At 40.4% G+C, this 14697-nt stretch carries 13 protein-coding genes; 11 read left to right on the plus strand and 2 right to left on the minus strand.

The features are described from left to right. Positions 1–31 precede the first annotated feature (31 nt). From EJ995_RS06375 to EJ995_RS06410, 8 genes are all read left to right on the plus strand, one after another. A complete protein-coding gene (locus tag EJ995_RS06375; RefSeq protein WP_241234705.1) occupies positions 32–877 on the plus strand; it encodes a glycosyltransferase family 2 protein in 846 nt (281 codons plus the stop codon). 242 nt (positions 878–1119) lie between these two features. Next, positions 1120–1908: a hypothetical protein gene (locus EJ995_RS06380; RefSeq protein WP_126446745.1), complete on the plus strand. Its 789-nt coding sequence runs from the start codon at positions 1120–1122 to the stop codon at positions 1906–1908. Positions 1909–2202: 294 nt separating this feature from the next. Continuing rightward, complete coding sequence (locus tag EJ995_RS06385) at positions 2203–3561, plus strand: hypothetical protein (RefSeq protein WP_241234706.1); 1359 nt, start codon at positions 2203–2205, stop codon at positions 3559–3561. Beyond that, complete coding sequence (locus tag EJ995_RS06390; RefSeq protein ID WP_126446749.1) at positions 3558–4655, plus strand: glycosyltransferase family 4 protein; 1098 nt, start codon at positions 3558–3560, stop codon at positions 4653–4655. Before EJ995_RS06385 ends, EJ995_RS06390 begins: the two co-directional genes overlap by 4 nt. After that, a complete protein-coding gene (locus EJ995_RS06395; RefSeq protein ID WP_126446751.1) occupies positions 4655–5788 on the plus strand; it encodes a glycosyltransferase family 4 protein in 1134 nt (377 codons plus the stop codon). Before EJ995_RS06390 ends, EJ995_RS06395 begins: the two co-directional genes overlap by 1 nt. Further along, a complete protein-coding gene (locus EJ995_RS06400; protein ID WP_241234707.1) occupies positions 5788–7323 on the plus strand; it encodes a glycosyltransferase family 2 protein in 1536 nt (511 codons plus the stop codon). The genes EJ995_RS06395 and EJ995_RS06400 overlap by 1 nt, the downstream gene beginning before the upstream one ends. Before the next feature lie 53 nt (positions 7324–7376). After that, positions 7377–8303, plus strand: coding sequence for a glycosyltransferase family A protein (locus EJ995_RS06405; protein WP_241234708.1), 927 nt, complete (start codon positions 7377–7379; stop codon positions 8301–8303). Beyond that, complete coding sequence (locus tag EJ995_RS06410) at positions 8300–9430, plus strand: glycosyltransferase family 4 protein (RefSeq protein WP_126446755.1); 1131 nt, start codon at positions 8300–8302, stop codon at positions 9428–9430. Before EJ995_RS06405 ends, EJ995_RS06410 begins: the two co-directional genes overlap by 4 nt. 118 nt (positions 9431–9548) lie before the next feature. On the opposite strand, the gene EJ995_RS06415 is transcribed toward EJ995_RS06410, so the two are convergent. Then, positions 9549–10238, minus strand: coding sequence for an ABC transporter ATP-binding protein (locus EJ995_RS06415; RefSeq protein ID WP_126446757.1), 690 nt, complete (start codon positions 10236–10238; stop codon positions 9549–9551). Positions 10239–10289: 51 nt separating this feature from the next. Beyond that, positions 10290–11057 (minus strand): O-methyltransferase, encoded by a 768-nt coding sequence (locus EJ995_RS06420; protein ID WP_164549884.1) that lies wholly within the window; start codon positions 11055–11057, stop codon positions 10290–10292. On the opposite strand from EJ995_RS06420, the gene EJ995_RS06425 reads away from it, so the two are divergent. The 3 genes from EJ995_RS06425 to EJ995_RS06435 are packed head-to-tail and all read left to right on the plus strand — an operon-like array spanning position 11049 to position 14667. Then, positions 11049–12209: a glycosyltransferase gene (locus tag EJ995_RS06425; protein WP_126446761.1), complete on the plus strand. Its 1161-nt coding sequence runs from the start codon at positions 11049–11051 to the stop codon at positions 12207–12209. The two genes, EJ995_RS06420 and EJ995_RS06425, sit on opposite strands and share 9 nt — an antisense overlap. A 6-nt stretch (positions 12210–12215) precedes the next feature. After that, positions 12216–13625, plus strand: coding sequence for an O-antigen ligase family protein (locus tag EJ995_RS06430; protein WP_126446763.1), 1410 nt, complete (start codon positions 12216–12218; stop codon positions 13623–13625). A gap of 34 nt (positions 13626–13659) precedes the next feature. Further along, positions 13660–14667: a glycosyltransferase family 4 protein gene (locus tag EJ995_RS06435; RefSeq protein ID WP_126446765.1), complete on the plus strand. Its 1008-nt coding sequence runs from the start codon at positions 13660–13662 to the stop codon at positions 14665–14667. Positions 14668–14697: the final 30 nt, after the last annotated feature.

A 14697-nucleotide genomic window follows, 5' to 3' on the forward strand; every position in this document is an offset into this window, starting at 1 on the left:
GTTGGACCAGCTTTCAAGAACACTAAGTATAATGTCAGCACAAATATTATCAGAAGAGCTTGATGTTGTAATTATAGACGATGGATCCTCTGATGGCACATATGAATTTGTTAAAAACAATTACCCAGCAATTAGAGCTTTTAGAAACCAACGAAGTCTTGGACTTATGGCTTGTAGAAATTTTTTACTAGAAAATGCAAAGGGTAAATATTCTATCTCACTAGATGATGATGCGCACATACTCACTCCAGAGTACACTAAAAAATTGCTATCCTTTTTTAACGATAATCCAAAGTGCGCTGTTGCTGCACTACGAATATTTTGGTCTGTAGATGAGCCATCTAGAATAGACACCTTAGATAAACCTCAACAGGTTCAAAGTTTTGTGGGTTGTGGTCATGTTTGGAACATGCACGCGTGGAAGGAGATCGATCCGTATCCAGAATGGTTCGAGTTCTATGGTGAAGAAGATTATGCATCTTACCAATTATTTAAAAATGGGTGGAAGGTTCTATACTACCCAGCAATTTTGGTACAACATAGGGTGGACTTAAAACAACGTAAGAAGGATCGGGAAAACTATTATTCGCGATTAGGCAAAGGGATCAGGGCAGGTTGGTTCTTATATGCAATGTTTTATCCTTTAAAACCAGCTATTCGAATGATATCATATAGTCTCTGGATTAAGTTAAAAAATGACGTATTCAAAGGTGATTTAAGAATGCTATTGATTTTGATAAGTGTAGTTAAGGATTTCATATTCAATTGTCATCGATTTATCAATTCAAACAGGTTGACCATGAAAGAATACAAAGAATTTAAAAAGATTGATAAGGCTAAGATATATTGGACACCAAAAGAAAAACAATCACGGTAATCCAGCCAGAGGCGGCTCAAAGCAATTGGCCAGAAAAATTGATGCTATGTTAAATGATCTTAATGCGCTGGAACATCTTATAGCTTACGCGAAAGCTAAAATCCAGCATAATGACATTATGATAATAAATACGATTGATACTATTAATTTTACTGCATGTAATATTATGAAATGAGTAATGATATTAATATATATCTTGCCCTAGATATGGCATTGTATTTTCTTCAAAAAGGCCCATGTTCATGAGTGATGTATCTATTTTATCAACGGTCATCAATTTTGAGTTGTATAAGAAGACCTCACCACTGCACCCAACTGCGATAAATAGATTTGTCATCGATGGTCGCAATGGTATGCATGGATTATCCAGTCTGCGGTATGCCATCAGAAAATTAAAATCCCAAAAGGTTGACTGGCTACTCATGTGCGATGAAGATGTGATATTTCAGGATGCCAGCGCTATCGAGAAGATCAAAAATCACATGCTGGCAAACGATCAGGTAGTCGCAGGTGTACGCGACGGTGGTATGATATCGCACCGTGGTTATAATCCTTATGTTCCCAACACTTTTTTGTGCCTCATTCACTGGAGTAGAGTCATGGAATCATTCTCTATGAAAGAAATGCTACAGCAACAGTTCATTAAAGAGGCAGAGTTTGCAGATAAACTTCATCAGTTACCTTTCAAATTTGATCGCAAGAGTGTTTTTGAACCCTATTACAGATTCTTCTTCTATTTGCGCAGAAAAGGTTTCAAGATGCTATTCCTAGATTCACAGATGGCAACAGACGGTATTTCAAATCATATCTCATGGGACGATAAGATAATGGCAACACATACCTGGTATGCAAGATCCTATGGTGTCAATGAGAAGCATACAAAACGCATTAATGGCATTTTAAAGGATGCCACTTTTAATAATCTTCCTATTGATAATAGTGAGGTGATTTTATGGAAGGACCCAACCTATTTTCTCACGTCCAAGGTCAAAAAAATAGCACGCCGTATACATAACAGGTTTTCAAACTAACATTCTGACACCGCTTTTACTCTGTTAAACCGCTATTTCCTAGGATGAAATAGATAGAGGTTTATGCCGTTGAGGATACCATAAATGCTTGCTTGAAATAACAATCTTAAACTTGTTTGTACCCCAAAGACTCATGATTACAACTATGTCATGCCTAATATTGAAATTTGATCGGATCATTGGCTAGCTAATATCTTAACTTCAATATATTTGGCTACATCATAGATTTTTCAATTAGCACCAATCACAACAGACAAAAAACATAGAACATTAGGCCTAGTCATTACTGACGGCGTGGGCTACCGCAACTTTATATTGAGTGCGTTTACAAGTGCTGTTACAAATCATTTTGATCATGTGGTGATTTTTTCTGGCCTGCCAGCCGTTGTGTATCAGGATTTAAATCCAGATTATTTCACTGTTGTTGAGTTACCTATCTACCGCGAGAATAAAAAACAATGGTTTATACGTAAATTGAGAGAAACGGCGCATCTCAGGCTATTTCCAGATAATGATGGTATCGTAAACAATCTCAAAAAAAACTACAGGTCTGGCTGGCGACCTAATGATATTTTGGTAAAAGCGATTTACGCCATCAGCAGGATTGCGCCATCAGAAAAACGGGTGCAACAGTTTGAACGCTGGCGCGACAAGGACTTGAAAAAGAGCAGTATACACAAGGAGATAAATGCCTTGATGCAACAACATCGAGTAGATCAACTGTTTTTCACGCACCAGCGACCACCTTTTATCGCTTTGCTCGTGATTGCTGCTAGGGAATTGGGTATTCCTAGTACCACATTTATTTTTTCATGGGACAACCTAGCCTCCAAAGGTCGCATGGCAGCAACCTTTGATCATTATCTAGTATGGAGCGACCTTATGAAATCTGACTTATTGGAGTTTTATAAGTCCGTAGATTCAAAGCAGATAACCGTGGTGGGAACGCCGCAATTTGAACCTTATACGCTACCAGCATTTGAGCTTGAAAAGGAATGGTTCTTTGATCGATTTGATCTAGATGCAACTAAAAAAGTGATCTGTTACAGCTGTGCAGATAAATCGATAGGACCCAATGATCCGTTGGTAATATCTACCATAGCTCAAGCAATTAAAGACCAAAAAATAAAAAGCGCCCAATTGCTCGTGCGCACTTCACCAGCGGAAGATCCTGCTAGATTTAGGGAAGTGCAACGGCAATTCCCATCCATAAAATGGAACGAGCCATTATGGAAATCTACCAGAGACAACCATCCAGAGCCTTGGAGCCAACGCATACCTCAAAAAGCGGATATTGCAGAGCTGCGAGCAATATTAGAGTATTCAGATTTGAATATCAATATGCTCTCTACCATGAGCCTGGATTTCATGTTGTTTGACAAACCAGTCGTCAACACGGTATTTGGTAATAAGGAAAATGGACTCTATAACGATCAACGCTTTTTAAGCTACCAGCACTACAAGACTGTAGTCGATAGCGGCGCCGTTGAAATTGCCAAAAATGCTGAAGAGCTCATCACAGCGATCAACTATTCATTGGCACATCCAAAATCCAGGCTCAGCCAGCAGCGTGATATAATCAAATTACAAATAAGTAAACCGCTAGAAGGAACTTCAGCTCGCATCGCACAAACGCTGATAAATCTATCATGAGTGATTTAGCTGGTCATATAGCCGTGGTGTGCAATTATCAATTGCGTGAGGACAGGATAGGTGGCATGGATCGTTTTTTTGTGCGGTATGACGCTTTCGCGAAAGCTAACAATTACAAAGTCTCCTGGTATTTTTCCAACCATGAGGATCTAGAATTTTATCGTGAACTAGATATTGTTCCCAACTCTGGAAAATCTGCGGAACAGCATTTTATAGATCACTTGAATAGTTCAAAGTATTCCCACGTGGTGACGCATTTTACTTCCTTATGTAGCAATTTTCATAAAAAGATAAAGCAAGCACTACCAGATTCAAAATTGATGGTGGTGGATCACAATCCACGACCGTTGCATGGTTTTACGGTTAAAAAGCGCCTGAAAAATAGACTGAAAGCTATATTGTTTGCAAAGTATGTCGATCAATGGATAGGTGTATCAAATTATACGGTACATCATATCATCAAGGATCTTGGGAACCTTGTAAAGCCTAAAACAAGGTGTATTTACAACGGTATTGATGTTTCTGTGATTCCGTCTAGAGACATAATTGGCAACATCAATTTTACTGCGCATCGACCCTTGCGATTGATGATCGTCTCACACTTGCGTCATTCCAAAGGCATACAAGATGCCATAGCCGCCTTAGGTCGATTATCAATACAAGAATTGAATAGTATAGAAGTGACTATCTACGGTGAAGGTCCTTTTGAAGCTCAACTAAGACAGCAAGTAGCAGATAATAATTTGGACCTAGTAATCACCTTCAAGGGCAGCTCACCGATCATACCCCAATTACTGCAAGATTATGATTATTTGTTACAACCTACTTACATGGAATGTTTTAGTTTGTCTATTCTAGAGTCATTAGCGGCAAACTTGCCAGTCATTACCACTACCGTAGGTGGTAATCTAGAAGTGATCCATCATGAGAAAAATGGATTTATTTTTGAACCACAGGCTATTGATGATTTGGTTACTGTTTTACACGGTATTGTACATTCTCGACTCGCAATAGAAGAACCTACAAGGCCTTTGATCAAGCAGGAATTTTATCTTGACAAAATGGTGCAGGAACATTTTAATCTGATCGACTGATGCACATTCTTTTCCTTACTCCAGAATATCCGCATGAAGCTACAGGCGCTAGTGGTGGTTTGGGAACCAGTATCAAGAACTTAGTAATTGCTCTAGTGGACAAAGGTGTTGAGGTAAGCGTTGTAGTGCCTTATCAGGATGAGACAAGGATCATTCAAGAAAACGGCTGGACTTTATATAAAATAGCCAGTAAAAAATTCTCGTTTGCCAACTGGTTTTTTTACAAACGTCACGTGGGCAAACTTATCAATAAGTATTGCCAGCAAAAGAATGTTGATCTTATCGAGGTTCCTGACTGGACAGGCATATCTGCCTTCATGAATCTTAAAACAAAAATCTGCTCACGATTCAATGGTAGTGATGCCTATTTCTGTGAGCTGGATGGTCGTAAGCAATCCCGACGCAATTTTCTTCTAGAAAAACTCAACTTAAAAAATGCGTTGCATTATTGTTCGGCTAGTTCATTTACGGCACGACGTACTCGAGATATTTTCAAGCTGCATAAACCTATTCGAACGATTCACAACAGTATCGATCACGAGAATTTTGTGCCTATACAAAACGATAAGGATACGCAGACGATTCTTTATTTTGGCACTATCATACGCAAAAAAGGTGTTCTTGATCTTGCAGCAGCTTTTAACAAAGTAGCCAGCCAAAATCCCAAAGCTAAATTGATATGGCTGGGAAAGGACGCCAAGGATGTCTTTACAGGTTCATCCACGATCGAATTGGTTAAAGAGATTCTAGATGAAAATGCTGTAACGAGAACTACCTTTTTAAGCGAGATTCCTTATGATCAGGTACAACAAGAAATAGCAAAAGCAACCGTAATTTGTTTACCCAGCTATGCCGAGGCTTTTCCAATGACTTGGTTAGAATCCATGTCAATGGAAAAAGCCATGGTTACCAGCAACATAGGTTGGGCAAACGAGATGGTAGAAGATGAAGTCACAGGATATACCGTAACTCCTGAGAATCATGAATTATTCGCAAACCGAATATTGGAATTACTATCAGATCATAAAAAGAGAGAAAGCTTTGGAAAGGCAGCTCGCGCTAAGGTTATAAAAGAATTCAGTACTCAAGTGATTGTCGATCAAAATATCGATTTTTACAGCAAAATCATTTAATGATCCAGTTGTCCCCATATACTACAGCAACAGGTGTAGAATTACTTTATACAGGCAGTCCAGATGTGAAAATGTTGGATCAATTAGCTGATGGTCCAGGTGACATCTGGCATTCTGGGTTACAACAAGGCCTAGCAAATGCTTTTCCCGAATTAAAATATCAGGCTGCAACTTTTTGGTGGTATATCAATGATTTTCCTAATAATGATCAAGTGATCTCCTGGCGATTTCCGCTGGACAGCTTTGTCATACGCAAAAATGTTTGGAATCAAACTCAAGGAATTGATTCAGATTACGATGATGAGTTAATTTCTGGTTTAGATTTTGGGTATAGATTATTGAGATACGCTGGAGCAACGATTTTGCATATTGATGGTTTATTTGATGCAGATTCAAAAAGCTCACAAATTTCAGACAAAGACCTCGTGAGATTCTACTTGAAGTTTTTCAAGAAAGATCACTTGTATTACATGATTTCTAGGCAATCCATAGGTAGAGCAGCTCAAATAACGAGCTTGATGTTATCTCTCAAGAGCAAAGTGAAGCGATATCAAGAAGAACTCATAGAACCTAGAGAATTACAGGAAATCGCAGGTCAACCTACTGTAAGTTACATTATTCCAACTATGATGCGTCAGGAGATGACAGCTGCGTTGCTAGACGATCTTGCGGCACAAACTTATCCACCAACGCAGGTCATCATTATAGATGCAACACCAGAAAGCGATCGAGTAGATGATATTTATGATAAGAGGCTTCCATTTGAATTAATAGTAGAATGGCAAACGACCAAAGGTAGCTGCCGTGCACGCAATGAAGCTTTGGAACACGTGACGAGTGACTATGTCATTTTTGGGGATGATGATATTAAGATCCAACCACAGTTTGTAGAAAACCACTTAAGATTTCTACAAACCTATAAAGCAGATGCCTGCAACGGTTCAGATATCATGGCAGACCATGCTCAACAGGATTTAAGCGACTTGGCAAAAAAAGTAGGTCAATTAGACAAATCATTTTTTAGGACTGGCGTTTCTCAATCGTTTAATAACGCCAACTCTTGTGTGCGTCGTGAATGGATAGAAAAAATAGGTCCCAATGATGTTAATTATGATGGTGGCTATGGCGAGGACAGCGACTATGGTATTAGACTAGTCAAGAATGGTGCGGTGGTGCTATACAATCCGTTTTCCATCAATTTACATCTCAAGCCGCCCAAAGGTGGTTACCGTTTTTGGGGTGCGGAAAGTAAGAAGCTCGGAAAAGCGCGGAAAAAGCAACCATGGGAAGGCGATAGGCCTGTTCAAGATATCATACCTGTGCCAAGTCCGACAATTAATTATTTTAATATCAAGCACTTTACACCAGAGCAAAATCAAGAATACAAGCGTATTCATTTATTTAAAAAGTGGACCAAAAATGGTTTGGGTGGCATGTGGTATGCACTCAAAAATTCAAGTTATCAAAAAAAGCAATTTGCCGAGTCCATGATCTATGCAAGGGCCTTGCTTAAAAAAGGAGAGACCTACCGTTGAAACTCGCACTCATCATATGCACCTACCAGCGGCCTGATGCCATCATGCGCTTGATGAAAACAGTGCAGAATCAATCGGTAAAGCCTTATCAAATTCTAATTATTGATGGATCGCAGGATGATTTCACGGGATTACGCTTTCGCGAAAGCAAAATAGAAAACCTACATTATCACAAAGTGCCAGAGGAACATCGCGGACTCACCAGACAGCGCAATTATGGCGTGCAAAGAGTTGATAAGGAAATTAATGTAGTTGCATTTCTAGATGATGATGTCTTGCTGGAAGCCGACTATTTTGAGCAAATTCTTAATACGTACCATGAGCATCCTGATGCTCTCGCGGTCGGCGGCTATATTACCAATGAGGTTGAATGGAATAAATCTACAGACGCTAACAGCGGCTTTTGTATGGATGGTTATTGCCGTAGCCTAGGCAGCAGGCATAAACTGCGCAACAAGCTAGGACTTGCTCCAGATGTTCCACCAGGACACATGCCTGCATTTGGTCATGGCTATTCCGTAAGCTTTTTACCACCATCGGGCAAAACATATCCAGTCCAGCAATTAATGGGTGGCGTGGCAAGTTACCGGGCAAGTGTCTTCAAGAATCATATATTCTCATCTTACTTTGAAGGTTACGGTCTTTATGAGGATGCAGATTTTAGTTTACGATTGGCCAGAACAGGTAAGCTATACATCAATACTGCTGCGAGACTAGAGCATCACCATGACCCTAGTGGCAGGCCTAATTATTACAAGTATGGCAAGATGGTGGTGCGCAATGGCTGGTATGTATGGCACGTTGTGAATCCGCAACCTACACTCAAGGCAATTTTAAAGTGGTATGCCATCACAAAATTGCTCATTGCCATCCGTTTGAGTAATGTGATTACTGGACCAGATAGAAGTGCCGCTCTCAAAGAAAGTATTGGCCGTATCGCAGGATTATGCAGTTTACTATTTAATGCACCACGCCCATGAAATTACTCGTGATTTCTGATGCGCATATTGTAAAGCGTGATGGTCTCAAAGCTGCTTATGCGCCATATGTCAAAGAGATGGATCTCTGGATGAAACATGTGGATGAAGTCACGATCATCGCACCTGGAAACGAGCCCAAGAAATTATTAGCTCAGCCATTTAAGCGTCAAGATTTTGGCCATATTTCATTGCGCAGATTGGAATTTCATAGGTTAATGTCCATCATACTTTCTATTTTGTCACTGCCTTATCAAGCGATCGTATTGTATCGCAAGATGCGCAGCGCAGATCACATACACATGCGTGCACCAGGCAACCTTACCTTGTTGGCTGGGCTGGTTCAGATTTTGCTTCCACGTAAGGATAAATCCATTAAGTATGCAGGAAATTTTGATCCTGATGCTAACCAACCATTTGCTTACAGGTGGCAACGCAAATTATTTTCCAGCACTAGATGGACTAAAAATACAGCCATCATGGCTTACGGTAGCTGGCCTGGTTCATCAAGTAATGTCAAAGAGTTTTTTACCGCGACCTATTTAAATAAAGATCGAGCTATAGTTGATAGGAAATTATCAGTACCCATCAAGCTATTGTTCGTTGGGACGCTTACAAAAAATAAACGGCCTGAAACCTTGTTGCAGTTGCAAGAACAACTAAGTCAAGATAACATTGAATGCGAGGTGCATTTCTATGGCGATGGACCTCTAAGATTGGAACTTCAAGAAAAGGCTGACGCTAAAACTACTTTCTTGCACGGCAATCAACCTAGCGAGAAAGTGAAAGAAGCCTATAAGAATGCAGACTTTTTGGTACTGAATTCTCAAAGTGAAGGCTGGCCTAAAGTAGTTGCCGAAGCCATGTGGCACGGTTGCATACCTATCGCCAGTCCGGTAAGCTGTGTGCCGTGGATGTTAAATCGCGACCAGCAACATCTAGGTTTACCAGATCCATCTACCGCTCGTGGAATTATTTGCGAGAGCCTCGATCAAGTAGTAAAGGGGATTTTGTTTTTGATAGAACATCCACAAGATTACCATCAAATCTCAATTAACGCTCAAAATTGGTCGCAACAATACACCATGGAAACTTTTGAAGCTGCTATAGCCGCGTTATTGAAAGAATAAGATCAAAACGACAAATTTTAATCTACAGATAAAGGTGGCAAAATAATCTTGATTAAAATCATCAATTATTAGTCTAGTTTAAACTGAAAACTGCGACCAAAAATTCTTAACTCAAATATCACCTATTTCTCACATCACTCTCGATCACACCATCACGCAATCTGATAACTCTGTGGGCATGTTCTGCAATGTCTTCCTCGTGAGTTACTAGAATTACAGTATTACCATCTGCATGGATTTTATCAAAAAGTGCCATGATCTCGACGCCAGTTTTGGAATCAAGGTTACCAGTAGGCTCATCTGCCAGAATAATGGATGGATTGTTGACTAATGCTCGACCTACTGCCACGCGTTGACGTTGACCACCAGAAAGCTGGTTGGGTTTGTGATCCATACGATCTGCCAGGCCAACGCTGGTAAGTACATCGCTGGCGCGATCCATGCGATCCCTTTTGGATTTGCCGGCATAGATCATGGGTAATGCCACATTGTCAAGGGCTGTTGTACGTGGTAATAAGTTAAACGTCTGGAATACAAAACCAATCTCGGTGTTGCGTATATCGGCTAGCTGGTCATCGCTCAAACTGGAAACATCAGTACCATTTAATCGATACGTCCCAGAAGTGGCAGTATCCAGACAACCCAATAGATTCATAAATGTCGATTTACCAGAACCTGATGGTCCCATAAAAGCTACATAATCGCCACGTTTGATGTCAAGATCAATGCCTTTAAGTACTTTGACCTCTTCCTGGCCTAGCTTGAAATTACGTACGATATTGCGTACCTCGATCACATTTTCACTCATGGGATGACTTATTGTTATGGATGTTCATAGGACGTTTAAAGATACGATCTGTTACACATGGACGTGAAAAGTCTGCTGTCGCTGTTCCTTGCGCAAAAATATCAAGCCCCATTGAAACGTATCTATACACGCGGTCACTTTTGGATGGTTCTGCAAGGTTTTCCATGCTGTCGTCATACCAGTCGACCAATAAATATCATCGACAATCACGATGCTATCATCGTGCAGGTGCGGCAATAATCTCTCAAAATAATCAAGGGTAGCCGCACCATCATGGTGACCATCGATAAATACAAGATCATATTGGCTTTTCTGGTCAAGCTTATCGAGGAATACATCAAAAGTAGAACTGATCGACGTGATGTTAGAGATTTTAAAATCATCCCAACGTTGTCGCGCATAATCCAGCACTGCTGGGCTCGCCTCAACTGTGGTTATATCAGAAGTTAGCGATAGGGCATGAGCAGTTACTCCTAACGAGGTGCCTAATTCAAGAGCGTTCTCGACATTGAGATAATCTGCAATACGAGCTAATAATTGAGTCCTGTAGTGGCTGCTGCAATTGACTTTGAGGATTTGTGAAGTGTTCCGCAGTGATTTGTTAAGCTTTTTACTACCTGCACCGTGGTCAGTGATTTGCAGCGTTGCTGGATGGCTTGTTATGCTTTCGCGAAAGCGTAATAGTTCATCTTTCACTGCAAGAGACGATCCTTGTTGCAAGCAATCCTTGTTGAAGGCATAGATAAATGGCGAGTGGATGCCATGAAGATGTATCGATTTAAACCGATGCGCTAGGTAGTATTTGATCTGATGCCACACGTGGCAAAAATAGGTGATGTGCACGCCAGAGCAAGAAATCGGGCCATCAAAGAGCATAGAAGAAGGAATGATTGTATTTTGCCATCACGCATGAGAATAGTCCAACTTATCGACAGTTTACATCCTGGTGGTGCAGAGCGTATGGCGGTAAACATCGCTAACGAGCTTGCTGGTCGTGGCATAGCAAGTCACCTGATCGCTACCCGAGAAGAAGGCATTTTAAAGGACACATTAAGTCCCAAAGTCTCTTATTTGCATGCCAATCGTCAAGGTAAGGTAGGTATGAATGGTATCATGCGTATGAGGGCTTTCTTGAAGGAACAAAAGATCACGCATATTCATGCGCATAGTAGTTCCTATCTAGTAGGTGGTATTTTAAAGTTGTTACTTCCTGAGGTTAAATTGATCTGGCATGATCATTATGGAGCTAGAGTTAATAGCAAGGCGTCAGACTATAGAGGCCTGAGGTTTTTAAGCAGGCGATTTAATAGTATTATCGCCGTGAGCGAGCCTTTAAAAAAATGGTCACAGCGCGAATTAAATTGCGATCAGGTATTTTATTTTGCCAATTTTGTCCAGTCGAACGATCTTAAGGGAAATTATAGAAAAACTGAAAGCGATGAGGTTGTCAAAATAGTTTGCCTGGCAAATTTGCGACCGGACAAGGATCATGAAAATTTGATTAGAGCCTTCAAGATTTGTGTTGAAAGCAATCAAAATATAGAATTATCGTTGATAGGTAAAGTTGCGAACGATGATTATTCCAATAAAATTGAAGAGTTGATCAATGAGCTTGATCTTAATGAGCGCATTGTCATTCATGGTGAGCAAAATAATATACAACAATTGTTGCACGCTTATGACATTGCAATACTAAGTTCAAGATCTGAAGGCTTGCCCATTGCTTTATTGGAATATGGAGCTGCCGCACTACCGGTAGTTTGCACCGATGTAGGTCAGTGTAAAGACGTTCTCAATGATTGCGGCATAATAGTACCGTCTGAAAATTCCGAAGCTTTAAGCGTTGGATTGATGACTCTAGTAGATAATCCAGATTTGAGAAAAACGCTCGCACATCAATTCATTGCTCAGGTATTGTCTAATCACGGCTCAGATTCTTATATCAGACAGTTGTTACCTTTGTATCAGTAAACTGGCATGATTAAATTAGAAAATCTTCCTTACCCTGTATTGATTTTAGGTCATTTGATCCTAGCAATATTGACCGTTACGATTCCTTTTTTAGGCTATGTAACTCTCTATGGTATGCTGGGTTATTTTCTAATAAGAATTATCTCTAATCAAGATCGAGGTAATGAGGCACTGTTGGCAGCCTGTTATTTTGCGTCTTACGAGGTGCTTCTGCGCATGACTGATGTACTGTATTTCTATGAGATGATCAAATATCTGGTTCTCATATTTATGTTCATCGGCATCATTTTTAAAGGGTTTAGCATCAAGTCTTTACCATACGTTATCTATCTGTTACTGATGGTTCCTAGTATCGTTGTCGCCTCTCAAAATATACCTCTAGGTGAAAGCCTGCGTAAAGCCGTGGCCTTTAACCTTACAGGTCCTTTTACCCTAGGTGTAGTAGCCATCTATTGTTACCAGCGGCGCATCATGGTCTCACAATTGGATGCGATACTTAAACTATCGGTAGGACCTATTGCGATGTTGACTATGCATTTGTTCCTAGTCACGCCTGATATTCAGGATGTCCTTACGGGAACTGGATCTAACTTTGCAACCTCTGGAGGTTATGGTCCTAATCAGGTTTCTACGGCCTTAGGCATAGGCATGTTTTTATGTTTTGCAAGATTTTTACGAGTGCGCAATTTCTGGTACAATTGTATTGATATCGTGTTGCTCATAGGTATGACCTATCGGGCTTGGGTTACATTTTCCCGTGGTGGTGTCTACACTGCGGCAATGATGATAGGTGTCACCATTCTTGTACTGGCTTTATTTAATAGAAGTCAATTTAGATGGGCATTTTTGCCTAAGATCGCGGTTATGGTAATAGGTCTAGCGTTAACATGGGGTTTCACATCACTGGTGACTGAAGGTTTGATCGACAAACGTTATGCTAACCAAGATGCAGCCGGCCGTGCCAAAGAAGATCTTTCTACTGGTAGAGGTGAGTTAGCCACACTGGAATTTCAAGCATTTATAGAGAATCCAATCGTGGGAATAGGCGCTGGTCAATCTAAATATTATCGTGCCCAGCGTACTGGTAGTCTCGCGGCCTCACATAATGAAACCAGTCGCTTACTTTCTGAACATGGAGTTATAGGTATTTTATCCATTTTGATTCTAGTTTTCACGCCATTGATCTATCGATTATCACATAGGCGTAATATCTATTTTTATGCATTTCTCATATTTTGGTTTGCAACGATCAATCATAGCGCGATGCGTATTGCCGCGCCTTCCTTTTTCTATGGTCTAGCGCTACTCAATGTCGTACCCGACAAGAAAAAGGTCAAGCGATCTTTAGGTAAATGGGCAAAATATCCTCGATTGCTGCAAATAAAACGACAGCAGGAACAAAAGGCGCTGGCATGAGACAGATTCATCGTCACGTTCAATTCTACAGCCCATGAATATTATTTACATAGGCAATAAGTTGCAGAATAAAAATCGCACGGCAACAACGATCGATACGTTGGGTTCACGATTAGAAGCATTAGGTTTTAACATGAAGTATGCCTCTAGTAAATCCAACAAAATCTTACGGCTGCTAGACATGATTAACACCGTTATTACTTATTCAAGATGGGCTGATAAGGTTTTAATTGATACGTATAGCACTCAAAACTTTTGGTATGCGATAAGTTTGGCTCGCATCTGTAGATTGTTGGGTATTCCTTACATTCCTATATTACATGGAGGCAATTTGCCAGCACGATTGCAATCGCAGCCTAAGATTTTCAAGAGGTTTTTAAACGCAGCACAGCATATAGTTTGTCCTAGTGCTTATCTAGAGCAAGCTTTCGCGAAAGCTAACTTCTCAAATATCAATGTCATACCTAACAGCATTCAAGGTGAGCACTATACTTTTAACAAGCGAGAGTCTATAACTCCAAAATTATTGTGGGTGCGTTCACTAGCAGCGATCTACAATCCACAGATGGCAATACATGCCCTGAAATCCATTGCCGAAACATATCCCAACGCGAGCCTCACAATGGTAGGTCCAGATAAAGAGAACATGTTGCCAGAGTTGAGAAGACTGGCTAATGAGCACCATCTAGACATCACATTTACTGGTTTATTATCAATAGCTGAATGGATTGCATTGAGTGATGAACACGATATTTTTATCAACACCTCACATTTTGATAATCTGCCTGTGAGTCTACTTGAAGCTATGGCATTAGGGTTACCTGTAATATCTACTGAGGTTGGTGGTATTCCCAACTTGATTGATCATGGTAAAAACGGCATACTTATAGCAGACGATGATGCTCAACAAATGGCTGATCAGATCAAATTGTTGATACAAGATCCTGCTAAAGCCGCTGCCCTATCAATGAATGGCCGCTTGAAGGCCGAAAGCTATTTCTGGGAACAGGTTAAACAACAATGGTTCACCATATTGACATAAGAAACGATATATTTACCGTTGACAGATTCC

The organism is Nonlabens ponticola, assembly GCF_003966335.1.
Lineage (GTDB): Bacteria > Bacteroidota > Bacteroidia > Flavobacteriales > Flavobacteriaceae > Nonlabens > Nonlabens ponticola.